The organism is Variovorax sp. F042 (genome assembly GCF_057814215.1).
Genome location: NZ_JBVASX010000014.1, coordinates 145736 through 170344, shown reverse-complemented (window position 1 = coordinate 170344; position 24609 = coordinate 145736). Strand labels below are relative to the sequence as shown.

Sequence of the window (24609 nt, the reverse complement as noted above, 5' to 3'; positions counted from 1 at the left end):
CGCGGCCGGGCTGAAAGTGACAGCGAAATATCTGCCTGTCGAAAGACCGACCCGCGAGGATCGATCACCCGATCAGTGGAACTGCTCTTCCTCGGTCGAGCCCGACAGCGCCTTCACGCTGGACGAACCGCCCTGGATCACGGTGGTCACGTCGTCGAAGTAACCGGCGCCAACTTCCTGCTGGTGCGACACGAAGGTGTAGCCCTTGTCGCGCGCGGCGAACTCGGGTTCCTGCACCATGTTGACGTAGTGCTTCATGCCTTCGCCGCGAGCGTAGGCGTGGGCGAACTGGAAGGTGTTGAACCAGTTGACGTGGATGCCGGCCAGCGTGATGAACTGGTACTTGTAGCCCAGGGCCGACAGGTCTTCCTGGAACGAGGCGATCTGCTTGTCGTCGAGGTTCTTCTTCCAGTTGAAGGAAGGCGAGCAGTTGTACGACAGCAGCTTGCCGGGGCAGGCGGCGTGCACGGCTTGTGCGAATTCGCGGGCGAAGCCGATGTCCGGCACGCCGGTTTCGCACCACACGAGGTCTGCGTAGGGCGCGTAGGCCACGCCGCGGCTGATGGCCTGCTCCAGGCCGTTCTTCACGCGGTAGAAGCCTTCCTGCGTGCGCTCGCCCGTCAGGAAGGGCTTGTCGTTGGCGTCGTGATCGGAGGTGATCAGGTTCGCGGCTTCCGCGTCGGTGCGGGCCAGGACGATGGTCGACACACCCAGAACGTCGGCTGCGAAGCGCGCGGCGATCAGCTTCTCGCAGGCTTCATGCGTCGGCACGAGCACCTTGCCGCCCATGTGGCCGCACTTCTTCACGGCAGCCAGTTGATCTTCGAAGTGCACGCCAGCTGCGCCGGCCGTGATCATGTTCTTCATCAGTTCGAAGGCGTTGAGCACGCCGCCGAAACCGGCTTCCGCGTCGGCCACGATGGGGAGGAAGTAGTCGATGAACTCCTTGTCGCCCGGGTTGACACCGCGGCCCCACTGGATTTCATCGGCGCGGCGGAAGGTATTGTTGATGCGACGGACCATCGTCGGCACCGAGTCGTAGGCGTACAGCGACTGGTCGGGGTACATCGTCTCGGAGCTGTTGCCGTCGGCGGCGACTTGCCAGCCCGACAGGTACACGGCTTCCAGGCCAGCCTTGGCCTGTTGCATCGCCTGACCGGCGGAGATGGCGCCGAACGCGTTCACGTAGCCCTTCTTGGAGCCGCCGTTGATCTTGTCCCAGAGCTTCTCTGCGCCGCGCTTGGCCAGCGTGTGCTCGATGGGGAACGAACCGCGCAGGCGCACCACGTCGGCCGCGCTGTAGCCACGCTTGACGCCCTTCCAGCGCGGATCGGTGGCCCATTCCTTTTCGAGGGCGGCAATCTGCTGTTCGCGGCTGAGTTGTTCTGTGAGGGTCTGGGGCATGGTCACTCCGTGAGGTTGATTGAAGGTTGGGCGCTGCGGCCGTGGAGTTACTGTAATCGGACTGCAGACTCTTATGTCTTATAGAAGACATATTTTTCAATCAATAAAATCAACTACTTACAGATATATTTCTCAATGTAAAATTATTTTTCTCATATTGAGAAAAATATTGCGGCGCAGCAGCCGTCTATTTCGCAATGCGCAATCAATCTTTCGGTTGTGAAAACGAGGCACCGCTTCGCACCGCATGCGCGATCCAATCCCCGCTTTCGATCACGCGGCGGCCCACGATGCGCGCCGGATGGATCTCGTAGACCAGGCAATCGAGCCACTGCCCGCCAACATCCACGCGCACCTGCCGCTTGATGTACTCGCCTGAGTCATCGTCAGCCACTTCCTCGAGCACGTCGAGTGCTGCCTCGACCGCGGGCTCGACGACATAGACCTCGCCCTTCACGCGTCCCACCCCACCCAGCACGACACCCGGATAGGCGCCCAGGTCATACAGCGTGCCGGAAATGCTCGCCTCACCTACCCACACCGGCGCGGGCCGATATCGCGCGATGTCGTTGCGCCCGCCGCGGCGCAGCGTGCCGTAAACAAAAACGTGGGGCATCATCGAAACCGCCTTCTCCGCAACTACAGAACTTCAGTCTATTGAACTCCGCTGCTCCCGCATCAGGCCGCCTCGTGGCCTACGGCTGCCTGGCCCTGAGCATGTCGCTCGTCGGCGGCTACGTCGCCCTCTCCAAGCCCCTTGTCGCCGCCTTTCCGGTGCTGCTGCTCGCATGGCTGCGCTTCGGCATCGCCGCACTGGCCATGCCGCATTGGCTCAAGCGCACACCCGACGAACCGCCGATGACCGCGCGCACGCGTTGGCTGGTGTTCCTCGAGTCGTTCCTCGGCAACTTCATGTTCTCGATCTGCATGCTGTTCGGCGTGAGCCTCACGAGCGCGGTGTCGGCAGGCGTGATCATGGCGTCGATCCCCGCGTGCGTGGCCGTGGCGAGCTGGCTGTTCCTGCGCGAGCGCATCACCGTGCGCATCGGCCTGGCCATCGCCTGCGCCGCGCTCGGCATCGGTCTGCTGGCACTTTCGCCTGCGCACGCACCGGCATCGCCCTCTGCTTCGTCGGCATCGATGCCCTGGCTCGGCAACCTGCTGGTGTTCTGCGCGGTGCTCTGCGAGACGGCCTATGCGGTGATCGGCAAGTCGCTCACGGGGCGCCTGGGGCCCAAGCGCATCGCCTCGCTCATCAACCTGTGGGGCTTCGTGCTCTCGCTGCCCTTCGGCATCTGGTTCGCGCTGCAGTTCGATTTCACCGCGGTGCGCTTCGGCACTTGGGCGCTGCTCGTGGTCTATGCGCTCGCTGCAAGCATCTGGACGGTGTGGCTCTGGATGACCGGACTTCGCCACGTACCAGCCGCACAAGCGGGTGTCTTCGCCGTGATGCTGCCCGTGAGCGCAGCCCTCGTCGGCGTGCTCGTGCTGGGTGAAAACCTCTCTTCGCCACAGCTGGTTGCGTTCGTCATTGCCCTCGCGGGTGTGGTGCTTGCGACATGGCCTGGGCGCCGAACGTGAAAAACAGGGCTTCTCCCCTCTGAAAAAACAACAACTCCCAATGAAAAAAGCGCTTTTTCCCTTGGAAACGCGTTTTTTCTCCTTTAGCATCCGCATTGCCACTGGAGACGCAAGTTTTTCATTGGTGAGTGTTCAACCAAAAAAGGAAATCAACCATGGCAACTGCAAAGAAGGCTCCGGCCAAGAAAGCTCCGGCAAAGAAGGCCGCTCCCGCAAAGAAGGCGGCGGCTCCTGCGAAGAAGGCTGCACCGGCCAAGAAGGCTGCTGCTCCTGCTAAGAAGGCTGCTCCGGCGAAGAAGGCTCCTGCCAAGAAGGCCGCTCCCGCAAAGAAGGCTGCTCCCGCCAAGAAGCGCACGCCCAACGCCGCGTTCATGAAGGCCCTGACCCCCAGCCCGGCACTCGCCGCTGTGGTCGGCTCGACGCCGCTACCGCGTACCGCTGTCGTGAGCAAGCTGTGGGACTACATCAAGAAGAACAACCTTCAAGACAAGGCCAACAAGCGCAACATCAACGCCGACGCCAAGCTGAAGGAAATCTTCGGCAAGGCCCAAGTGTCGATGTTCGAACTGGCCGCGCTGATCGGCAAGCACGTCAAGTAAGCGCTCAGGGGCCTCGCGCTCCTGAATCAAAAAGCCCGCTTCATGCGGGCTTTTTTTTCGCCTGCGGCAAGGCCACGCTTTCTTCGAAGAAGCGCGACGGCGTGCGGCCGAAGTGCTTGCGGAAGGCTTCGATGAAGGCACTCACGGAGCTGTAGCCCACCGTCAGCGCCACCGCCGTCACGGCCTCCTTCAGGCTCAGCAGCTCGACGGCCTTGAGCAACCGCGCCTGCTGGCGCCATTGCGCGAAGCTCAGGCCCGTTTCCACGGCGAAACGGCGAGTGAGCGTCCTGCGCGCCATGCCGATGCGATCGGCCCATTCGTCGATGCTGTCCGGCAACGCCGGATCATTGGCCACCGCAGCAGCCATCGCGGCAAGGCGCTTGTCCTGCGGCATCGGCAGGTGCAGCGACGGCCTGGCGCTCGCCGCAAGCTCATCGATCAGCACGCCCACCAGACGCGCACGGCGCGGCTCCAGCAGGGGCTCGGTGGCATCCATCGATGTCAGCCGGTCGATCAGCCCCTGCACCAGCGGCGTGACGGCAAACACATGCGGTCCGTCCGGCAAGGACGCCGCCATCATCGAGTCGATGTGCAAGCTCCAGCCCGTGGTGGCACCAAAGCTCTGCGCCGCATGGGCGCAGCGCGGTGCGATCCAGCCGATCCACCCCGGCGGCTGCACCCAGCGGCCCGAAGGCGTTTCGATGACCTGCAACCCCTCGCGCAGTGCGAACAGCTGGCCGGTTTCATGCGCGTGGTAGTCCGTGACGCGCGGCGCCTCGTAGGCGTTGATCCAGAGCTTCACAGGGGCCTCAGCAGCCATGGTTGGCCCGCCAGAGGTATCGATTGGCCCCGCGCCGCAAGCCCGAACGCGCGCCGCTGCCTAGCATCGAGTTCATCCTCACCAACCCATCCAAGGAACATCCATGAAAGCCCAAGACGTACTGCCCGACGGCGCAGACTTCACCGTCGTGAACGGCCGCACATTGCGCAAGGGATCGGTCGGCGCCTTCCTCGCCAACGTGCGCATCCTCGAAGACGCAAGCGCGTCGGCCGCCGACAGGCACGCCGCCGAGCAAGACCTGGTCTCCCTGATTCCCGCCCTCGACGCGCTCGGCCTGTTCGACGTGTTCGAGCTGCGCTCGCCGTCCTTGCGCGACGAAGTGGCCCGACATCGCTCGGCACTCAGCCCTGCGCCTGCTGCTGCTTCGCCGAACGCGTGATCGACGCCAGCGTGCCGCGCGTGGTGATCACTTCAGGGTCGAGCGGGATCTCGATCAGCGTGCCCGTATCGGCCGCCAGCGCACGCAGCAGCGCGGCCTCGAACTGCGCCGTTTCCGTCACGCGCTCGGCCGCATAGCCATAGGCGCGCGCGAGGCCGCAGAAGTCGGGGTTGCGCAGCGCAGTGCCGCTCGTGCGTTCGGGGTACTCGCGCTCCTGGTGCATGCGGATGGTGCCGAACATGCCGTTGTTGAGCAGCACGACGATGCTCTTGCCGCCATGCTGCGCAGCCGTCGCCAGCTCCTGCCCGGTCATCAGAAAATCGCCATCGCCCGCGATGGTGAAGGCCACGCGCCCCGTCGCAAGATTGGCCGCGATGCCGGCCGGCACCCCATAGCCCATCGCTCCGCTGGTCGGCGCCAGCTGCGTCTTCGCGCCCTTCGCGAGCCCGTGATAGCGAAAGTAGCGGTGCACCCAGCTTGCGAAGTTGCCCGCGCCGTTGGTAATGGCCGCGTCCGCCGGCAAGTGCTTCTGCAGCAGCGCGACGACCTCCGCCATGTCGACCGGCCCGCGCGGCGTCTCGGCGGGCATGCCGGCCAGCGCCTGCGGCACAAGGTTGGCCTCGTAGTCGGCGTGCGCCTGCAGCGTCCATTCTTCCCAGGGCAGCGTCGGCGGCGCGCTCAGCACCTCCAGGCTGCGCGCGGCCGCGCTCATGCCGGCGTTGATCGCCAGGTCGGCCTGGTACACGCGGTTGAGCTCTTCGGCGCTCGCATGGATGTGCACCAGCGTCTGCTTCGCCTTGGGCGCTTCGAGCAGCGTGTAGCCGCCGGTCGTCATCTCGCCCAGGCGCGGACCGATGGCCAAGATCAGGTCGGCGTCTTTCACGCGCTGCGCGAGCTTCGGGTTGATCGCGATGCCGACATCGCCCGCATACAGCGGATGGTGGTTGTCGAAAGTGTCCTGAAAGCGGAAGGCGTTCGCCACCGGCAGTCGCCAGTTCTCCGCAAAACGCTGCAGCGCCTGCGCGGCCTGCGTCGTCCAGCCGCCGCCGCCGGCAATCACCAGCGGGCGCTGCGACTTCAGCAGCAGTTCGCGCAAGGTGCGCAGCGCACCCGGGTCGCTCCAGGGCTCGACCGCTTCCACGCGCGCCAGCGGCCGAGCCGTCGTCTCGCTGCGCAGCATGTCCTCCGGCAGCACAAGCACCACCGGCCCCGGCCGTCCGTTCATCGCGGTGGCGAAGGCGCGCGCGATGTACTCGGGAATGCGGTTCGCATCGTCGATGCGCTCCACGCGCTTGGCAAAGCCCTTGGTGCTTGGCCCGAAGAAGCTGCCGTAGTCGACCTCCTGGAAAGCCTCGCGATCGCGGAAGTCGCTGCCGACGTCGCCGACGAACAGCACCATCGGCGTCGAATCCTGGAAGGCGTTGTGCACGCCGATCGATGCGTTCGTCGCGCCGGGCCCGCGGGTGACGAAGCACACGCCCGGCCGCCCGGTGAGCTTGCCGTGCGCCTCGGCCATGAAGGCCGCGCCCCCCTCCTGCCGGTTGACGATGAAGCGCGTGCGATCGCGGTACGCATGAAAGCCGTCGAGCACCGCCAGGAAGCTTTCGCCAGGCACGCCGAACGCCATTTCCATGCCCTGTTCGACCAGGCACTCCACGATCAGGTGGCCCGCGGGTTGTGATGTACTCATGAGAAGTAGAACCTCAGCTGCAAATGTCTTCGGCAATTATGTGCGCCCGCTCCAGACGCCTTGCGTTAATTCCCCAATTGGTTAAATTCGCGCCATGAAGGCCTCCAAGGACCCCTCACCCGACGCCGCCGAAGTGATCGAACCCCGTTCGCGCGACGCCGACCGCTCGCAGCTCGCCATCCTCGCGTCGGCGCGCGACGAGTTCTCCGCGCGCGGTCTCGCCGGCGCGCGCATGGACAGCATCGCCGAGCGCGCGGGCCTCAACAAGCGCCTCATCTACTACTACTTCGGCAGCAAGGACGACCTGTTCCTCGCGGTGCTGGAGCGCACCTACGCCGATATCCGCGAGGCCGAGCAGCGCCTGCATCTCGACGAGATCGAGCCTGTCGAGGCCATCCGCCAGCTGGTTTCGTTCACCTGGCACTACTACCTCGAGCACCCCGAGTTCATCACGCTGCTCAACAGCGAGAACCTGCATTGCGCGGCGCACCTCAAGCGCTCCGAGCGCATCCAGGAGATGAACTCGCCGCTGGTACAGCTGCTCGACACCGTGCTGGAGCGCGGCCGGCGCGACAACCTGTTCCGCGCCGGCGTGGACCCTGTGCAGCTCTATATCTCCATCGCGTCGCTCTGCTACTTCTACCTCTCGAACAACCACACGCTCTCGGCCATCTTCGGCCGTGACCTGCGCGCGCCCAAGGCAATGGCGCAACGCCTCTCGCACATGACTGATCTCGTGCTGGGCTACGTCCTGCACTGAGCTTCATCAGCGCGTCTTCGTGCTCTCCGGGTATCTACTAGGCAGCGGCCGTTGACGCTGCAGCGCAGCCGTTCCTACAATCGATAATTCACTCATTGGTGAATTGATCGGTTCAAGAAAGCGGCCCGACCGCGCGGAGACATCCATGAAGCTCTTTGCCAGCACTGCACGCACCACCGTCGTTGCCTCGCTGACCTGCATCGCTGCACTGCTACCGGGCCTGGCCGCCGCGCAGAACGGCTACCCCAGCAAGCCGATCCGCGTGATCGTTCCCTTCGCGGCCGGCAGCACCACCGACATCATTGCCCGCGCCATCACCGACAAGATGAGCGCCAGCATGGGCCAGACGCTGGTGGTCGACAACCGCGGCGGCGCCAGCGGCACCATCGGCCAGCAGGCGGTGGCCACGGCTGCGCCCGACGGCTACACGGTGATGATCCATTCGTCGTCGCACACGGTCAGCCCTTCGACCTTCGCCAAGCTGCCGTTCGACACGGTGCACGATTTCGCGGGGGTCACGCCAATCTCGTCGCTGCCCAATGCGCTGGTGATCTCGCCCAGCAAGAACATCAAGACGCTGCCCCAGCTGCTGGCCGCCGCGCGCGCCAAGCCCGGCAGCATGAACTTCGCTTCCGCCGGCCAGGGCAGCGCCACGCACCTGAACGCCGAGAAGTTCAAGATGGCCGCCAAGATCGACGCGACCAACATTCCCTTCAAGGGATCGGGCGAGGCCGTGACCGAAGTGCTTTCGGGCCGCGTCGACTACTACTTCTCGCCCATTGCTCCGGTCATCGGCCAGATCAAGGAAGGCCAGTTGCTGGCGCTGGCGGTCGGTTCGCCCAAGCGCGCCGCAGCCCTGCCCGACGTGCCCACCACCACCGAGGCCGGCGTGCCCGGCTCCGAATTCAACTTCTGGATCGGAATGATGGCGCCCGCCAAGACGCCGCGCGACGTCGTCGAGCGCCTGCATGCCGAGGTAGCCAAGGCGCTGGCCACGCCCGAGGTGAAGGAGCGCTTCGCCAAGCTCGGCGCCGACGCCTGGACGCTCAAGCCCGAGCAGTTCGACGCCTACATCAAGGAAGAGATCGCGAGCAACGCGCAGCTCGTGAAGGCAGCCGGGCTCTCGGTCCAACAGTAAGCCCCCCTGAAAGCCCCGGCCCTCGCCATGTTCCGCAAGCTCCTGCTCTCTCCGGCCCTGCGCCCTTTCATCCTCATCTTGCTGCTGCTGGTGCTGTGGGACCTGGCGATCCGCCTCTTCAAGATTCCGGCCTACCTGATTCCCCCGCCGTGGGAGGTCGTGAAGCAGCTCGTCGCCGAGTGGCCGCGCCTGCTCGCCGAAAGCTGGAAGACCACGCTCGCCACGCTGGGCGGCTTCGGCCTGACGATCCTGATCGGCATTCCGATCGCGATGGTCATCGCCTACTCGCGCGTCGTCGAGTCGTACGTTTATCCACTGCTGGTGTTCTCGCAGAGCATCCCGAAGGTAGCGATCGCGCCGCTGTTCGTGGTGTGGTTCGGCTTCGGCATCTTCCCGAAGGTGATCAGCGCCTTCCTGCTGGGTTTCTTCCCTGTGGTGGTGTCCACGGTGATGGGCTTCAAGTCGGTCGAGCCCGACATGCTCGACCTCTCGCGCTCGATGGGTGCGAGCCGCCTGCAGACCTTTCTCAAGATCAGCCTGCCGCAGGCGCTGCCTTCGATCTTCAGCGGCCTGAAGGTGTCGGTCACGCTGGCCGTGGTGGGCGCGGTGGTCGGTGAATTCGTCGGCTCCAACTCGGGCATCGGCTACGTGCTGCAGGTTGCCAACGGCAACTTCGACTTGCCGCTGATGTTCGCCGCGCTGGTGGTTCTCTCGAGCATCGGCGTCATTCTTTTCGTCGCGGTCGACCTGGTCGAGCGCGTGATGATTCCCTGGCACGCCTCGCAGCGCCACGCGAACTGAGTTTTCCGTTTCAAGTTCCTTCGCAAAGCCAACAACTCCCGGAGACAAGACCATGAAGAAACTGCTTCCCTCGCTGCTCGCTGCAGCAGCGCTCGCCACCTTCGCCATCGCTCCTGCGCAGGCCCAGGGCGACAAGCCCAAGGACAAGGTCACGCTGATGCTCAACTGGTACCTGTACAGCGAGCACGCGCCCTTCTTCCTCGGCAAGGAAAAGGGCTTCTACGCCGAGGAAGGCATCGACCTCGACATCCAGGAAGGCCGCGGCTCCGCCGTCACCGCGCAGGCGGTGGCCGCCAAGTCGGCAACCTTCGGCTACATCGACGTCACGACCATGATCAAGGCGGCCGCCAAGGGTGCTCCGCTGAAGTCGACCGGCGTGCTGTTCCAGGTGAGCCCGATGTCGGTCATGGGCTTCACCGAGAAGAACATCAAGACGCCGAAGGACATCATCGGCAAGACGGTGGCCGTCACGCCGGGCGACTCGATGTCGCAGATGTGGCCGCTGTTCCTCAAGGTCAACAACATCACGGCCGACCAGGTGAAGATCGTCTCGGGCGACGGCCAGACCAAGCTCAATGCCGTGACCAACGGCCAGGCCGACCTGCTGCTGGGCTACGTGATGGACCAGGCGATCAAGCTGCAGGACGCCACCGGCAAGCCCGTGACGCCGATCCGCTTCGCCGACTCCGGCGTGAACCAGATCAGCTCCGGGATCATCACCAACAAGAACCTGCTGACCGAGAACCCCGACCTGGTGAAGCGCTTCATGCGCGCCTCCACCAAGGCCGCCGAAGCTGCCGAGAAGAGCCCCGAGGCCGCGGTCGACGCAATGCTCAAGGCCAACCCCAAGGCGGGCGTGCGCGACACCCTGATCGTCGGCATGAAGCAGAGCGTGGCGCTCTATCACACGAAGGAAACGGCCAACCAGCGCCCGTACCGCGTGGCGATGAAGAACGTGAGCGACTCACTCGACCTGCTGGTGCAGTACGGCGGCATGGATGCGTCCACACGCGGCAAGCCCGAAGACTACGTGACCCTCGACTTCCTGCCCTGACCTGCCACTGCCTTCGAACCCGCGCGCCTTTCGCTGCCGCCACCTCTCACGCATTCAATGTCCCAAGTCAACCTGATCGAAGCGCGCGGCGTCTCGAAGATCTACCAAAGCAAGGACGGCCCGGTCGAGTCGCTGAAGCCACTCGACTTCGCCATCAAGGAAGGCGAGTTCGTCTCCGTCGTCGGCCCCTCGGGCTGCGGCAAGAGCACGCTGCTGAAGATGGTGGCGGGCCTGCTGCCCATCAGCGGCGGCAGTCTCACGCTGGCCGGCAAGCCGATCAAGGGTCCGCAGAAGGATGTGGGCATCGTGTTCCAGAGCGCGGTGCTGCTGCCCTGGCGCAGCGTGGAAGACAACATCCTGCTTCAGGCCGAGATGCGCCATCTGCCCAAGGCGGCCTCGAAGGACCGCGCGCGTCAGCTCATGGAAATGGCCGGCCTGAAGGGCTTCGAGGGCAAATACCCCTGGCAGCTCTCGGGCGGGATGCAGCAACGCGCGTCGATCTGCCGTGCCCTGTTGCACGACCCGTCGGTGCTGCTGATGGACGAGCCCTTCGGCGCGCTCGACGCGATGACGCGCGAGAAGATGAACCTGGAGCTGCAGCGCATCTGGATGGCGTCGAAGAAGACGGTGATGCTCATCACGCACAGCATTCCGGAAGCCATCTTCCTGTCGGACCGCGTGATCGTGATGAGCGAGCGGCCCGGCTCCATCGCCGCGGTGTACGACATCGACCTGCCGCGCCCGCGCACGCTCGACATGATGGCCTCGGCCGAGTTCGGCGCATATACGAAGCTGGTGCGCGCGCATTTCTTCTCGCAGGGCATCCTCGACCACTGAAGAAAGCGCCAGCCATGGATGCCATCCGTTTTCACGTCGAGGAGATCCGCTTTGCCGAGCGCAACGTCACGCTGCGGCTGCCGTTCCGCTTCGGCGCGGCCACCGTCACGGCCTGCCCGCAGGTCTACGTGAAGGCCCGCATCCGCTTTGCGGACGGCCGCACGGCCGAGGGCTGCGCCGCCGAGATGATGGTGCCCAAGTGGTTCGACAAGAACCCAGCCCTCACCAATGAACAGAACTTCGAGCAACTACGTTTCGCCTTGCGCGACGCGCGCGAAGCCTACACGGCCGAGCCCGACACACAGACCGCCTGGACTCACTTCGCGTCTAACTACGCCGCACTGCAGGCGCGCGCCAGGGCCAAGGGCCTGCAGCCGCTCGTGGCCAGCTACGGCCCGGCGCTGATCGACCGCGCCCTGCTCGACGCACTATGCCTGCACAGTGGCGTGAGCTTCGCCGCTGCGATGAGCGGCAACCTGAGCGGCATCGACGTCGCAGGCAGCGGCCTGGCCGATGACCTCGCAGGCTTCGACATGCCCGGCTTCTTGTCTAGGCAATCGCCGCGCACGCGCATCGCAGCGCGCCACACAGTCGGGTTGGCCGATGCCATCAACGACAGCGACGCCGTGCCCGACGCCCCCACCGACGGCCTGCCCACGACGCTCGCAGCGGCCGTGCGCCGCTACGGTCTCACGCACTTCAAGCTCAAACTGTGCGGCAACACCGCGCAAGACATCGATCGACTCCAACGCATCGCCCGCGTGATAGACGGCCACGCGCAACTCGTGACGCTCGACGGCAACGAGCAATACGCCGATGCGGACGACTTCGGCGTCTTCCTCGACCGCATGCTGTCCACGCCCGTGCTGTGGAAGCTCGCGCAGAAGACGGTCTTCGTCGAACAGCCGATCCGCCGCGATGCAGCCCTGCAGCGCGACGTGTCCGCGCTCGGCAAGCGTATTCCGCTGCTCATCGACGAGTCCGACGCCACGCTCGATGCCTTCGTGCAAGCCCGCGCGCTCGGCTATACCAGTGTGTCGAGCAAGAGCTGCAAGGGCTTCTACAAGTCGGTCATCAACGCGGCGCGCTGCGCGCATTGGAACGCCTCCGAGGAAAAGCCGCGCTACTTCCTCTCCGGCGAAGACCTCACCATGCAGGCCGGCATCGGCGTGCAGCAAGACCTGGCGCTGGTCTCCTGGCTCGGCCTCTCGCACGTGGAGCGCAACGGCCACCACTACGTCAACGGCCTTGCCGCGGCCCCCGAAGCTGAACAGCAGGCACTGCTGCGCGCCCATCCAGGCCTGTACGAACAAAGCGACGGCGCAGTGCGCCTCGCCATCCGCGACGGGCAGCTCGACCTGTCCTCGCTCGCCACCGCGCCCGGCTTTGCCACCGGAAAACCCGGCGCCGGCATCTCGTGGGACGCCATGCGTTCCGTCTACTGAAGCCCCCCGCTTCGATCTGCAATCTCTCTCGCATCTCAAGGAAGAAAACGATGGCCCCCCAACGTCTAGGAATCATCATGCACGGCGTCACCGGCCGCATGGGCATGAACCAGCATCTGATCCGCTCGATCTGCGCCATCCGCGCGCAAGGCGGTGTCACGCTGTCGAATGGCGACAAGGTCATGCCCGACCCGATCCTCATCGGCCGCAACGCCGAGAAGATGGAAGCGCTCGCCAAGGCCCACAACATCGCGCGCTGGGGCACCGACCTCGACAAGGCCCTGGAGAACAAGGACGACACCATCTTCTTCGACGCCGGCACCACGCAGATGCGCCCCACGCTGCTGGCCAAGGCCATCCGCGCCGGCAAGCACGTGTATTGCGAGAAGCCGATCGCCACCAATCTCAACGAAGCCGTCGAGATCGCGCGCCTCGCCGAAGGCTCAGGCCTGAAGCACGGCGCGGTGCAAGACAAGCTCTTTTTGCCCGGCCTGCGCAAGCTCGACATGCTGCGCCGCGCCGGCTTCTTCGGCCGCATGCTCAGCGTGCGCCTGGAGTTCGGCTATTGGGTGTTCGAGGGCGACCTGCAGCCCATCCAGCGCCCGAGCTGGAACTACCGCAAGGAAGACGGCGGCGGCATGATCCTGGACATGATGTGCCACTGGCGCTACGTGCTGGACAACCTGTTCGGCGAAGTGAAGTCGGTGTCGTGCATTGGCGCCACCCACATCCCCAAGCGCTGGGACGAAGCCGGCAAGCCGTATGAAGCCACCGCCGACGACGCGGCCTACGCCACCTGCGAGCTCACCGGCCACAACGGCGAACCCGTCATCGCGCAGATCAACATGAGCTGGGTCACGCGCGTGCGCCGCGACGATCTTGTGACCTTCCACGTCGACGGCACCGACGGCTCGGCCGTGGCGGGCCTGTCGAGCTGCCGTGCCCAGTCGCGCGTGGCCACGCCGCGCCCGGTGTGGAACCCCGACGAGAAGCAGATGATGAATTTCTTCGACCAGTGGCAGGAGATTCCGGACTCGCAGGTCTACGACAACGGCTTCAAGATCCAGTGGGAGCACTTCATTCGCCACGTGGTCGAGAACGAGCCGTACAAGTGGACGCTGCCCGAAGGCGCCAAGGGCGTGCAGCTGGTCGAAGCCGCGCTCGAATCGTGGAAGGACCGTCGCTGGGTCGATGTTCCGGCGCTGAAGGTCTGAGGTCCCTCGCCATGGCTCTTTCGCTGAACCTCCCTACCGCCGGCGGCACGCTCGCGCCCTACGCGCTGCGCGGCACCGCACCGGTGAAGCCCGATGCGGGCATCAAGTTCAACCGCATCGCCTACTCGGCCGCGCACGTGGTGGCCGATCCGCTGGCGGCCATCGACCCGTGGCTGCAATGCGCAGTCGACTGGGACACCACCATCGCCTACCGCCGCCACCTGTTCTCGCTGGGCCTGGGCGTGGCCGAAGCCATGGACACCGCGCAGCGCGGCATGGGCCTGGACTGGCCGACCTCGCTCGAGTTGATCCGCCGGTCTCTCGATGCAGCCAAGGACATGCCGGGCGCACTGGTTGCGTCAGGCTGCGGCACCGACCACCTGAACATCGATGACGTGAAGAGCGTCGACGACGTCATCCGCGGCTACGAAGAGCAGATGGCCGCCATCGAGGCGCTCGGCGGCAAGCTGATCGTGATGGCCAGCCGCGCGCTGGCCCGCGTGGCCAAGAGCCCGGCCGACTACGAGCGCGTGTACGACCGCATCCTGAGCCAGGCGAAGCAGCCCGTGGTGCTGCACTGGCTGGGCGACATGTTCGACCCTGCGCTGGCAGGCTATTGGGGCACGAAGGATGTCGATGCGGCGATGGACACGGCGCTGGGCATCATCACGGCCCATCCGGACAAGGTCGACGGCATCAAGATCTCGCTACTCGACAAGGACAAGGAAATTGCGATGCGCCGGCGCCTGCCGCCGGGCGTGCGCATGTACACGGGCGACGACTTCAACTACGCCGAGCTGATTGCCGGTGACGGCTTCGGCAGCGAGCCGACGCATGGCAAGAGCGATGCGCTGCTGGGCATCTTCGACGCCATCGCCCCCGCCGCGAGCGCCGCCCTCGGTGCGCTTGCGCAGGGCAACACCGAGAAGTTCCACGCGATCCTCGGCCCGACGGTGCCGCTGTCGCGCCACATCTTCGCGGCGCCCACACGCTTCTACAAGACCGGCGTGGTGTTCATGGCGTGGCTCAACGGCCACCAGAAGCACTTCACGATGGTCGGTGGTCAGCAAAGCACACGCTCGTTGCAGCACTTTGCCGAGCTGTTCCGGCTGGCCGATGCGGCCAACCTGCTGGAGCAGCCGGAGCTGGCGATTCAGCGCATGAAGACGCTGCTGGCTTTGCACGGCGTGGAAGGCTGATTCGGACCATGCGCGATTTCTCTCAGAACCACGACTGGCTGTCGATCAACACCGCCACGGTGCGCAAGCAGTCCGGCGCGGAGGTTTCGCTCGACCGCATCATCGACCAGTGCGCCGAGCGCGGCATCCGCGCGATCAGCCCCTGGCGCGACCAGGTGGCGGCTGTCGGACTCGACAAGGTGGCGAAACAACTGAAGGCGCACGGCATCGGCCTCTCGGGCTACTGCCGCGGCGGTTTCTTCCCCGCGCCCGATGCGGCTGGCCTCAAGGCCGCGCTCGACGACAACCGCCGCGCCATCGACGAAGCGAAGACGCTCGATGCGCCCTGTCTCGTGCTGGTGGTCGGCGCCCTGCCCGGCGCGCTCGAAGGCAAGGTCGCCTACAAGGACATCGGCCGCGCGCGCGGCGAGGTGCGAGACGGCATCGCCGCATCGCTCGAATACGCCCGCGAAGTCGGCATGCCGCTCGCCATCGAGCCCCTGCATCCGATGCAGGCGGCCGACCGCGCGTGCATCAACACGCTGGAACACGCACTCGACCTCTGCGACGAACTCGACGCAGGCAAGAGCGGCATGCTCGGCGTGGCCCTCGACATCTATCACGTGTGGTGGGACCCGAAGCTGCAACAGCAGATCGCCCGCGCAGGCCGTGAGCGTCTGCTGGCGTACCACGTGTGCGACTGGCTCACGCCCACGCGTGACCTGCTGAGCGACCGCGGAATGATGGGCGACGGCGTGGTCGAGCTGAAGAAGATCCGTGGCTGGGTCGAGGATGCGGGCTTCGCGGGGTTCAGCGAGGTCGAGATCTTTTCGAATCTCGACTGGTGGCAGCGGCCCGGCGCGGAAACGCTGGACGTCTGCATCGAGCGGCACCGAAGCGCCGTCTGACCGGATGGCCTCGAGCGGAACGCGGCCGCTTGTGCTGCAATCCGCAGCATGGCTACCCCGACCCTCGACGACCTGCGCCGCTACGCGGTAGCACGCACCCTCTTCAAGCCCACCACGCTGCCCGCCGCGATCCGCCAGCTCGGCTTCGTGCAGGCCGACCCGATCCGCGCGCCCGCACGCGCACAAGATCTCACGCTGCGCCACCGCGTGAAGGACTACCGCGCGGGCGACCTCGAAAACCGCTACACCCGCATCGCCGTCGAAGAAGACTGCCTCGTCAACTACGGCTTCCTGCCGCGCGAGCACCTGGCGCTGATGCACCCGCGCGAAGCCAAGCGCGCATGGGACGCCGACACGCGGCGCAAGGCCGCCGATGTGCTCGCCTATGTGCAGGAACACGGCCCGGTGCATCCACGCCAGGTCGAACAGCACTTCGCGCATGGCCGCATCAAGAACTACTGGGGCGGCTCGAGCAACGCGACCACGCACCTGCTCGACGAAATGCACTACCGCGGCATGCTGCGCGTGGTGCGGCGCGACAGCGGCACGCGCGTCTATGAGGCCGTGACGCACCAGCCCGCCGACAACAGCCCTGCCGGCCGCGCACAGCGCGCCGCCGCGCTGATCGAACTGGTGGTGCGCAAATACGCGCCGCTGCCTGCCGCGAGCCTCACCTACCTCGTGCGCCTGCTCGGCTACGGTGCGCCGCATCTCTCGCTGCAAACGCAGGCGGCCCTGCGCATCGCCCGCGAAGAACTGCTCGCAAGCTGCCGCATCGACGGGACGACCTGGTACTGGCCCGCCGACGAGAACCCGGCCTCGCGCCGCCACGCGCCCGACGACGCCGTACGCCTGCTCGCCCCCTTCGACCCCGTCGTGTGGGACCGCCGCCGCTTCGAACTGCTCTGGGACTGGACGTACAAGTTCGAGGCCTACACGCCCGCGCCCAAGCGCCAGTTCGGCTACTACGCGCTGCCGATGCTGTGGCATGACCGCGTGATCGGGTGGGCCAACGTCACCGCGCCCGAAGGCCGGTTGAAGCCAGCCTTCGGCTACGCCGGCAAGAAGCCGCGCGACGCGGCCTTTCGCGCGGCGCTCGACGCCGAACTGCAGCGCATGACGCAGTTCCTCTCCGGGCGCTGACACCTTTCTTCCTATAATCGCGCGGCCTCAGCCAGCCGCCCGCAACGGGCCGCCAGCCGTCTTCGAAGGAACGAAGACCGCAGCCGCAACGGCTGCTCCCCCCCGACGACGCAAGAAAAACCTACAACACCCACCGGCCGCCAGCCTTGATTGATTGAGCGAGCCGCCGGTAGCGCTCGTCCGGATTGAACCGAATCCGAGAAGCCATGGCACGCCCCGCTGCGCGCCGCAGCCACTCCCCTTACCGCAGGACTCAGGAGAAGCTGCACATGACATCGAAGAAGCATCGCCGCCCGACGTGGCACCTTTCACACACCCGCCGCGCCACGCTCGCGGCCACCGCCGTGGCGCTGAGCGCCGCCGTACCGGCCTATGCCGAAGAAAAAGACGAAGCCGGCGAGCCCCGCAGGGCACTGCCCACCGTCACCGTATCGGGCGATTCGGGCGAGACCGCAACCGGCCCGGTGACCGGCTTCGTCGCGAAGCGCGGAAGCTCGGCAACCAAGACCGACACGCCGCTGATCGAGACGCCGCAGGCCATCTCGGTCATCACGCGCGACCAGATGGAGGCGCAGAGCGCGCTCACGCTGCGCGAGACCACCAACTACACGGCCGGCGTGGTGTCGAGCTACTTCGACAGCCGCGTCGACTCGTTCAAGGTGCGCGGCGGCGACGCCATCCAGTACCTCGACGGGCTGCAGCGCAGCTACGGCACCTACAACACCACGCGCGTAGATCCGTACATGCTGGAGCGCGTCGAGCTGCTGCGCGGGCCCTCTTCCGTGCTCTACGGCCAGGGCGGCATCGGCGGCGTGCTGAACCTGGTGTCGAAGCGGCCGCAGGCCGAGCAACAGCGCGAGGTGCAGGTGCAGCTGGGCAGCCACAACCGCAAGCAGGTCGCGGCCGACTTCACCGGTCCGCTCGACACCGAAGGCAAGTGGCTCTATCGCCTGGTGGCCGTGAACCGCGACAGCGGCACGCAGGTCGACCATGTGCCCGACGACCGCATCCTGCTGGCGCCCTCGCTCACCTGGCGCCCGAACGCCGACACCTCGCTCACGCTGCAGGCGCTCTACCAGAAGGACAAGAGCGGCTCGCTGATCGGCTTCTTCCCATGGCAGGGCACGCTGCTGCCGTCGCTGTACGGCCAGATTCCCACCTCGACCTTCACCGGCGAGCCGGGCTTCGACCGCTACGACACGCGCAACACCTCGCTGGGCTACCTGTTCAGCCACCGCTTCAACGACACCTGGACCTTCAGGCAGAACCTGCGCTCGACCGAGAGCAAGGTGGTCTACAACTCCTCCTACACCAGCTTCACGGCCAACCGGCTCACCGGTCGCCCGGCGCGACCGGTGTTCAACGCCGACCAGCGCACCATCGAGCGCGACCTGGTGGTGCAGCTCAACGGCGGCAAGATGCTGCTGATCGACAACCAGGCCGAGGCGCACTTCAAGACCGGCGCGGTGGAGCACACGCTGCTCGTCGGCGCGGACTTCCAGCGCAACGAGACCTCGCAGCTCACCGGCCGCGGCCGCGCGGGCGCGCTCGATGTGTATGCGCCGGTGTACGGCAACTACACGGCGCCCACCTTCCTCACGCGGCAGCCCGCGGTGCTGCAGAAGCAGGCCGGCATCTACGTGCAGGACCAGGTCAAGTACGGCCGCTGGATCGGCCTGCTCGGCCTGCGCCACGACAAGGCCACCACCGACACCGAGGGCCGCCCCGCGGTGGCGGTCGACGACAAGGCCACCACCAAGCGCGCCGGCATCGTCTACCTGGCCGACGGCGGCTGGGCGCCGTACCTGAGCTATGCCGAGTCCTTCCTGCCGCTGGGCGGCGCGGACGTGAACAACACGCCCTTCAAGCCGCAGCGCGGCAAGCAGTGGGAGGCTGGCGTGAAGTGGGAGCCCGAAGGCCAGCGCACCTCGTTCATGGGGGCGGTGTACGACCTGCGCGACACCAATCGCAAGACCACCGACCCGACCAACCCGCTCAACAGCATCCAGCTCGGCGAGGTGCACGTGAAGGGCCTGGAGCTCGAGTACAAGGGCAGCATCGGGCGCGACTGGGACTGGATCGCCTCGTACGCCTACACCGACGCGCGCGTGTCGCGCAGCAACGGCGCCGACCTGGGCAAGCGCATCTCGGGCGTGCCGAAGCACACGGCCTCGGCCTGGCTGATGCGCCGCTTCACGATCGGCGGCGTGTCGGGTTTCTCGGTGGGCGGCGGCGTGCGCTACCTCGGCAAGTCATGGGACGGCATGGACGCCAACCCCGTGCCCTCTGTCACGCTGCTGGATGCGATGGTCGCCTGGGACAACGGCCCACTGCGCCTGTCGCTCAACGTGGGCAACCTGACCGACAAGGTGCAGCTCACCACCTGCCTGGCACGCGGCGACTGCTTCTACGGCCAGCGCCGTACCGTGACTGCGGCCGCCACGTATCGTTTCTGAAGAAAATCCCCGCTCGAGCGAAGGTCTGCCGCGCGGGCGACAGGTCCGTACGGCGATGGGCTCCTAGAATCGCCCCCGCTGTCCGGTTCGCCGGGCGGCAAGCGTTCTCAGGGCGGGGTGCAATTCCCCACCGGCGGTAATGGCGGCTCTTCTGAAAAAAGGCCGCACAAGCCCGCGAGCGCCTGGGGCTTGCAACAAGCTCCAGGGTCAGCAGATTTCGGTGCGATTCCGAAGCCGACGGTCACAGTCCGGATGAAAGAGAGCGCGAAATGCGGGCTCGCCCGCGCGCATTGCTTTGCCGTGCGCGCAGGTAGCCTTGCGGTTTCGTGCGCCCTGATTCAGGAAACCTGCTTTCAAGAGGCACACCATGAGTCAGATCAACGACCTTCCCCTTTCTGCCGTTACCGCGTCGGGTTCGCCGCGCGGCACGCGCATCGCATTCGTCGAGGCGCAGTGGCATTCCGACATCGTCCACCAGGCACGCGACGCCTTCCTCGAAGAAATGGATCGCCTCGGCGTGGCGCGCGAGCTCATCGACATCTTCGACGTGCCCGGCGCCTTCGAGATTCCGCTGCACGCCAAGCGGCTCGCCAACTCGGGCAAGTACGCGGCCATCATCGGCTGCGCACTGGTAGTCGACGGCGGCATCTACCGCCACGAGTTCGTCGCGAACACGGTGGTCAGCACGCTGATGTCGCTGCAGCTGGAAACCGACGTGCCGATCTTCTCGGCCGTGCTCACGCCGCATCACTTCCACGAGCACGTGGAGCACCGCAAGTACTTCCACCGCCACTTCGCGGTCAAGGGCACGGAAGTGGCCGAGGCCTGCTTCAAGACGCTCGAAGGGCTGAAGAAGGTCGACGCGCTGCTGGCGGCGTGACCTACGTGACAAGGGGTGCGAGCCTGCAGTAATCTGGGTGGATGAGCTCTTCATCATCCGCCCGCGAAGACCGCTACACCCTCTACGGCGCCCCTGGCTCGGGCGCCACGCCGATACATGCCGCGCTGACGCTGATCGGCGCGCAGGTCGAAACTGTCGACGTCGCCACGTGGGAGAGCGATGCCGAGCGCGAGCGCGTGTCGGGCGTCAACCCGATGCGCCAGGTGCCCGCGCTGGTGCTGCCTTCGGGCGAGGTAATGACCGAGAGCGCGGCCATCCTGATCTGGCTCGGCGACCGTTATCCGCAAGCCGGGCTCTGCCCCGCACCCGACGACCCGCTGCGCTCGCGCTACCTGCGCTGGATGGTCTACCTGCCGGCGGCCATCTACTCGCTGTTCTGGGTGCGCGACGACCCGCAGCGCCTCGTGCCCGACCCCGCCGCGCAAGCCGCGATGCTCGAACGCTCTGCCGAGCGCATCGCGCACTGCTGGCACCTGATGGACACGCAGATCGACGAGCCCGCGCCTTACCTTCTGGGGGAGAAGCTGAGCATGCTCGACCTGTACGTGACCGTGATGTCGCGCTGGACGCCGGGCCGCAGGCGCTTCTACCGCGTGGCGCCGCGCATGGCCCGGGTGGTGCGCCGCGTGGATGCCGACCCTCGGCTGGCGGAATTCTGGGCTACGCGCTTTCCCTTCACCATGGACCCGAGCGCTCCGGGAGGCTGAGCCCTGTTTTCTATCATCGACACCATGACCGTACGCACACCGACCACCGTCTACCCGATGACCATCTACCACAAGCCCAACTGCAGCACCTCGCGCAACGTGCTGACGTTGATCCGCGAAAGCGGCGTGGAGCCCGAGATCGTCCTGTACCTGGAAACGCCTCCGCCGAAGAAAAAGCTGCGCGAGCTCGCGAAGGCGATGGGCATGGGCGCGCGCGAACTGCTGCGCACCAAGGAAGCGCCGTACGAAGAACTGAAGCTGGCCGATTCGAAGTGGACCGACGACCAGCTGTTCGACGCCATCGTCGAGCACCCCATCCTGCTGCAGCGTCCCATCGTGGTGTCGCCGCGCGGCACGCTGATGTGCCGGCCATGGGGGCGCGTGCGCGAGATCCTGCCGGCCTGAAGCGTCAGCTCGTGGCCCGCTGCGCCAGGCCCCACGCGACATGCTCGCGCACGAGTTCGCTCGGGTGTTCGGCCCGTGTCGCCAGTGCCTCCTGCGCATCGCCCTCGCCCGCTCGCGCCGCATTGCCCAGCGCCACGGCGATGTTGCGCAGCCAGCGCTCATGCCCGATGCGGCGGATCGGGCTGCCTTCGGTGCGGCGCAGGAAGTCTTCTTCGGTCCACGCAAAAAGCTCGGCCAGCGTGCGCCCCGTGAGCCCTTCGCGCGCATCGAAGTCGGGCAGCTCGCTCTTCTTCGCGAACTTGTTCCAGGGGCAGATCAGCTGGCAGTCGTCGCAGCCGTAGATGCGGTTGCCCATCAGCGGACGCAGCTCCAGCGGAATGGGCCCGCCATGCTCGATGGTCAGGTAGGAGATGCAGCGCCGTGCATCCAGCCGCTGCGGCGCAATGATGGCCTGCGTCGGGCAGATGTCGATGCAGGCACTGCAGCTGCCGCAATGTGCCGTGACGGGCTCGCTCGGCGGCAGTTCCATGTCGATGTAGATCTCGCCAAGGAAGAACATCGAGCCCGCGTCGCGGTCGAGCACCAGCGTGTGCTTGCCGCGCCAGCCCTGCCCGCTGCGCGAGGCCAGCTCGGCTTCGAGCACGGGGGCCGAGTCGGTGAAGGCGCGGTGGCCGAAGGGGCCGACCTCCTCGGCGATGCGCTCGGCCAGCTTCGCGAGCCGGTTGCGCAGCACCTTGTGATAGTCGCGGCCCCGCGCATAGACCGACACGATGGCCTCGCCGGGCCGCGTGAGGCGGTCGAACTCGATGGCCTGCCACTCGGGCTGCGTGCTGCGCGGCAGGTAGTCCATGCGCGCGGTGATCACGCTCACCGTGCCCGGCACCAGCTCGGCCGGACGGGCGCGGCGCGTGCCGTGTGTTTCCATGTATTGCATCTCGCCATGGAACCCATGGGCCAGCCATTGCATCAGACCGGCCTCGGCGCTCGATAAATCGACGCCCGCGATTCCGATTTGGGAGAATCCGAGTTCCCGGGCCAAAGCCTGAATACGAACAACGAGTGGATGGCTGACGATCACTTGCCGATTGTAGAAACGACCCAGAACGCCCGCAGCCTGCGCTGGCGCAGCGAGGACGACACCGACGCTTTCGCGCTGGCCCTCGCGTCCTCGCCCGCATTGCGCGATGCCTTCATCGCGCTGCAAGGCGACCTTGGCGCCGGCAAGACCACTTTCGTTCGACACCTGCTGCGCGCGCTCGGCATCGCAGGCCGCATCAAGAGCCCCACATACGCGGTGGTCGAGCCCCACGAGGCGCCCGACGGCCTGCAGATCTTCCATTTCGACTTCTACCGCTTCGCCGATCCGCGCGAATGGGACGACGCCGGCTTCCGCGACATCTTCGCGGGACCGGGCCTCAAGCTGGCCGAATGGCCAGAGAACGCCGCGGGCCGCACACCGGTTGCCGACCTCGCTATTAAAATAGAAGCAATGACTGACGACACACGCAGCGTGACCCTCCTCGCGAACACCCCTCGCGGCAGCGATCTGCTGGCGCGCATCGCCGCATGAAGGCGACCGGCCTGAAACGGCGCGTGCTGCTGCAAGGCGGCAGCATCGCGCTGATGCTCGGCGTGCACCAGATCGCCCGCGGCGCCACCATCCTCGCCGTGCGCGTGTGGCCCGCAGCCGACTACACGCGCGTGACCATCGAGTCCGATGCGCGGCTCAACTCGCAGCAGCTCGTGGTGGGCAGCCCGCCGCGGCTTGCCGTCGACATCGAGGGCATCGACCTAAGCCCCGAACTGCGCGAGCTGGTCGGCAAGATCAAGCCGGGCGACCCGTTCATCAACGGCCTGCGCGTCGGGCAGAACGCGCCGAAGGTGGTGCGCATCGTGTTCGACCTGAAGCAGGCCGTGGTGCCGCAGGTGTTCTCGCTCGCGCCCGTGGCCGCGTACAAGCACCGGCTGGTGCTCGACCTGTACCCCGAGCAGGCGATCGACCCGATGGAAGCGCTGATTGCCGAGCGCCTGCGCGATGCGCCTCGCGCGGGCAGCGGCAGCAACACGAACAACGCCCCGGCCGTGGCCGGCATCGTGCCCTCGGCCCCGGCCGCACCTGCGGCCGATCCGCTCGGCGAGCTGATGGCGCAACAGTCGATGCGCCCCGGCCCGCAGACGCCGCCACCCGTGCTAATCACGCCGCCACCGCCCGTGGTGGGCACCGCGCCCGTCAGGCCCGTGGTGCCCCCTCCCCCGGTGGCTGCCGCACGCGGCGGCAGCAGCACCGCCGCCACGGCCAGCCGCACCGACCGCATCATCATCGTGGCGCTCGACCCCGGCCACGGCGGTGAAGACCCCGGCGCCATCGGCCCCAACGGCACGCGCGAGAAAGACATCGTGCTGCAGGTGGCGCATCGGCTGCGCGAGCGCATCAACGCGAGCAGCGTGAACGGCAGCCCGATGCGCGCCTTTCTCACGCGCGACGCCGACTTCTTCGTGCCGCTGGGCGTGCGCGTGCAGAAGGCGCGGCGCGTGCAGGCCGACCTGTTCGTGAGCATCCACGCCGACGCCTTCACCACACCCGCCGCGCGCGGCGCCAGCGTGTTCGCGCTGAGCCAGAGCGGCGCGTCGAGCAGCGCGGCACGCTGGATGGCCAACAAGGAAAACGATGCCGACAAGGTCGGCGGCGTGAACGTCGGCGGCCACGAAGCGCAGGTGCAGCGCGCCCTGCTCGACATGAGCACCACCGCTCAGATCAACGACAGCCTGAAGCTCGGCGGCGCGATGCTCGGCGAGATCAAGAACATCGGCGCGCGGCTGCACAAGGGCCAGGTCGAACAGGCCGGCTTCGCGGTGCTGAAGGCGCCGGACATCCCGAGCGTGCTGGTGGAGACAGCCTTCATCAGCAATCCGGAAGAAGAAGCCAACCTGCGCCGCGTCGACTACCAGGAGAACCTGGCCGACGCGCTGATGCGCGGCATCCAGCGCTACTTTGCGCAGAACCCGCCTCTGGCGCGCAGCCGGCAGCTCTGATCGGCCGCGCGACTTTGTAAAGCCAAAGCGTGCACTGCTGTCCCACGCCGTGCGGTCCACGAGTCCGCACAGGCAGGCGCGGCAGGCTCCTACACAGATGCCACCGGCCTTCTGGACATGATGACTCATCACTCC

Annotated in this window: 24 protein-coding genes and 1 riboswitch; of the genes, 19 read left to right on the top strand and 5 right to left on the bottom strand. The window is 66.4% G+C overall.

The window, feature by feature from the left end; genetic code table 11:
* Positions 1–72: 72 nt before the first annotated feature.
* Together aceA and ACZYSP_RS29940 are read right to left on the bottom strand one after the other, a co-directional pair.
* Positions 73–1404 carry an isocitrate lyase gene (aceA, locus tag ACZYSP_RS29945; protein ID WP_093053080.1) on the bottom strand — a complete coding sequence of 444 codons (1332 nt, stop codon included), beginning with the start codon at positions 1402–1404 and terminating at the stop codon, positions 73–75.
* 205 nt (positions 1405–1609) lie between these two features.
* The gene (locus ACZYSP_RS29940) at positions 1610–2023 is read right to left on the bottom strand and encodes a gamma-glutamylcyclotransferase family protein (RefSeq protein ID WP_093081672.1); all 414 of its coding nucleotides are present in this window, start codon (positions 2021–2023) and stop codon (positions 1610–1612) included.
* A 38-nt stretch (positions 2024–2061) separates the two neighbouring features.
* Between ACZYSP_RS29940 and ACZYSP_RS29935 the strand changes: the two genes are divergently transcribed.
* Together ACZYSP_RS29935 and ACZYSP_RS29930 are read left to right on the top strand one after the other, a co-directional pair.
* Positions 2062–2985 (top strand): DMT family transporter, encoded by a 924-nt coding sequence (locus ACZYSP_RS29935; RefSeq protein WP_093081674.1) that lies wholly within the window; start codon positions 2062–2064, stop codon positions 2983–2985.
* A gap of 155 nt (positions 2986–3140) precedes the next feature.
* Positions 3141–3584 (top strand): SWIB/MDM2 domain-containing protein, encoded by a 444-nt coding sequence (locus tag ACZYSP_RS29930; protein ID WP_093081677.1) that lies wholly within the window; start codon positions 3141–3143, stop codon positions 3582–3584.
* 40 nt (positions 3585–3624) lie between these two features.
* Here ACZYSP_RS29930 and ACZYSP_RS29925 read toward each other — a convergent pair whose 3' ends face one another.
* Positions 3625–4404 (bottom strand): AraC family transcriptional regulator, encoded by a 780-nt coding sequence (locus ACZYSP_RS29925; protein ID WP_093081679.1) that lies wholly within the window; start codon positions 4402–4404, stop codon positions 3625–3627.
* A 103-nt stretch (positions 4405–4507) separates the two neighbouring features.
* Here ACZYSP_RS29925 and ACZYSP_RS29920 point away from each other — a divergent pair, with 103 nt between their 5' ends.
* On the top strand, positions 4508–4804 hold the full coding sequence (locus ACZYSP_RS29920; protein WP_093081682.1) for a hypothetical protein: 297 nt from the start codon (positions 4508–4510) through the stop codon (positions 4802–4804).
* On the opposite strand, the gene ACZYSP_RS29915 is transcribed toward ACZYSP_RS29920, so the two are convergent.
* Complete coding sequence (locus tag ACZYSP_RS29915) at positions 4767–6494, bottom strand: thiamine pyrophosphate-binding protein (protein ID WP_093053097.1); 1728 nt, start codon at positions 6492–6494, stop codon at positions 4767–4769. The two genes, ACZYSP_RS29920 and ACZYSP_RS29915, sit on opposite strands and share 38 nt — an antisense overlap.
* A gap of 94 nt (positions 6495–6588) precedes the next feature.
* Between ACZYSP_RS29915 and ACZYSP_RS29910 the strand changes: the two genes are divergently transcribed.
* The 14 genes from ACZYSP_RS29910 to arsC all read left to right on the top strand — a co-directional run bounded on the left by ACZYSP_RS29910 (position 6589) and on the right by arsC (position 21441).
* Positions 6589–7254: a TetR/AcrR family transcriptional regulator gene (locus ACZYSP_RS29910; protein ID WP_093053100.1), complete on the top strand. Its 666-nt coding sequence runs from the start codon at positions 6589–6591 to the stop codon at positions 7252–7254.
* 145 nt (positions 7255–7399) lie between these two features.
* On the top strand, positions 7400–8392 hold the full coding sequence (locus ACZYSP_RS29905) for a tripartite tricarboxylate transporter substrate binding protein (RefSeq protein WP_093053103.1): 993 nt from the start codon (positions 7400–7402) through the stop codon (positions 8390–8392).
* A gap of 27 nt (positions 8393–8419) precedes the next feature.
* Positions 8420–9193, top strand: coding sequence for an ABC transporter permease (locus ACZYSP_RS29900; RefSeq protein WP_093053105.1), 774 nt, complete (start codon positions 8420–8422; stop codon positions 9191–9193).
* A gap of 52 nt (positions 9194–9245) precedes the next feature.
* A complete protein-coding gene (locus ACZYSP_RS29895) occupies positions 9246–10247 on the top strand; it encodes an ABC transporter substrate-binding protein (protein ID WP_093053108.1) in 1002 nt (333 codons plus the stop codon).
* Between the two features lie 57 nt (positions 10248–10304).
* Complete coding sequence (locus tag ACZYSP_RS29890) at positions 10305–11084, top strand: ABC transporter ATP-binding protein (protein ID WP_489018092.1); 780 nt, start codon at positions 10305–10307, stop codon at positions 11082–11084.
* A gap of 14 nt (positions 11085–11098) precedes the next feature.
* Positions 11099–12529, top strand: a complete 1431-nt coding sequence (locus ACZYSP_RS29885) for an enolase C-terminal domain-like protein (RefSeq protein ID WP_489018090.1) — start codon at positions 11099–11101, stop codon at positions 12527–12529.
* A gap of 50 nt (positions 12530–12579) precedes the next feature.
* The gene (locus ACZYSP_RS29880) at positions 12580–13743 is read left to right on the top strand and encodes a Gfo/Idh/MocA family protein (protein ID WP_489018088.1); all 1164 of its coding nucleotides are present in this window, start codon (positions 12580–12582) and stop codon (positions 13741–13743) included.
* 11 nt (positions 13744–13754) lie between these two features.
* Entirely contained in the window at positions 13755–14942 is a 1188-nt protein-coding gene (locus ACZYSP_RS29875; protein WP_440533985.1) for a dihydrodipicolinate synthase family protein, read from the top strand.
* A gap of 8 nt (positions 14943–14950) precedes the next feature.
* On the top strand, positions 14951–15829 hold the full coding sequence (locus tag ACZYSP_RS29870; RefSeq protein ID WP_489018085.1) for a sugar phosphate isomerase/epimerase family protein: 879 nt from the start codon (positions 14951–14953) through the stop codon (positions 15827–15829).
* A gap of 48 nt (positions 15830–15877) precedes the next feature.
* Positions 15878–16972: a DNA glycosylase AlkZ-like family protein gene (locus tag ACZYSP_RS29865; RefSeq protein ID WP_489018083.1), complete on the top strand. Its 1095-nt coding sequence runs from the start codon at positions 15878–15880 to the stop codon at positions 16970–16972.
* 269 nt (positions 16973–17241) lie between these two features.
* Positions 17242–19428 (top strand): TonB-dependent siderophore receptor, encoded by a 2187-nt coding sequence (locus ACZYSP_RS29860; protein WP_489018081.1) that lies wholly within the window; start codon positions 17242–17244, stop codon positions 19426–19428.
* A gap of 99 nt (positions 19429–19527) precedes the next feature.
* A riboswitch (FMN riboswitch) is annotated at positions 19528–19696 on the top strand.
* Positions 19697–19795: 99 nt separating this feature from the next.
* Positions 19796–20308: a 6,7-dimethyl-8-ribityllumazine synthase gene (locus ACZYSP_RS29855; protein WP_130422419.1), complete on the top strand. Its 513-nt coding sequence runs from the start codon at positions 19796–19798 to the stop codon at positions 20306–20308.
* A 41-nt stretch (positions 20309–20349) separates the two neighbouring features.
* Complete coding sequence (locus tag ACZYSP_RS29850; protein ID WP_489018078.1) at positions 20350–21036, top strand: glutathione S-transferase family protein; 687 nt, start codon at positions 20350–20352, stop codon at positions 21034–21036.
* Between the two features lie 24 nt (positions 21037–21060).
* The gene (gene arsC / locus ACZYSP_RS29845) at positions 21061–21441 is read left to right on the top strand and encodes an arsenate reductase (glutaredoxin) (protein ID WP_093057799.1); all 381 of its coding nucleotides are present in this window, start codon (positions 21061–21063) and stop codon (positions 21439–21441) included.
* A 4-nt stretch (positions 21442–21445) separates the two neighbouring features.
* Here the strand turns inward: arsC and queG are convergent, their stop codons facing one another.
* A complete protein-coding gene (queG, locus tag ACZYSP_RS29840) occupies positions 21446–22519 on the bottom strand; it encodes a tRNA epoxyqueuosine(34) reductase QueG (protein WP_489018076.1) in 1074 nt (357 codons plus the stop codon).
* Here queG and tsaE point away from each other — a divergent pair.
* On the top strand, positions 22505–23011 hold the full coding sequence (gene tsaE / locus ACZYSP_RS29835; RefSeq protein ID WP_489018074.1) for a tRNA (adenosine(37)-N6)-threonylcarbamoyltransferase complex ATPase subunit type 1 TsaE: 507 nt from the start codon (positions 22505–22507) through the stop codon (positions 23009–23011). The two genes, queG and tsaE, sit on opposite strands and share 15 nt — an antisense overlap.
* Positions 23008–24474, top strand: a complete 1467-nt coding sequence (locus tag ACZYSP_RS29830) for an N-acetylmuramoyl-L-alanine amidase (RefSeq protein ID WP_093081704.1) — start codon at positions 23008–23010, stop codon at positions 24472–24474. The genes tsaE and ACZYSP_RS29830 overlap by 4 nt, the downstream gene beginning before the upstream one ends.
* Positions 24475–24609: the final 135 nt, after the last annotated feature.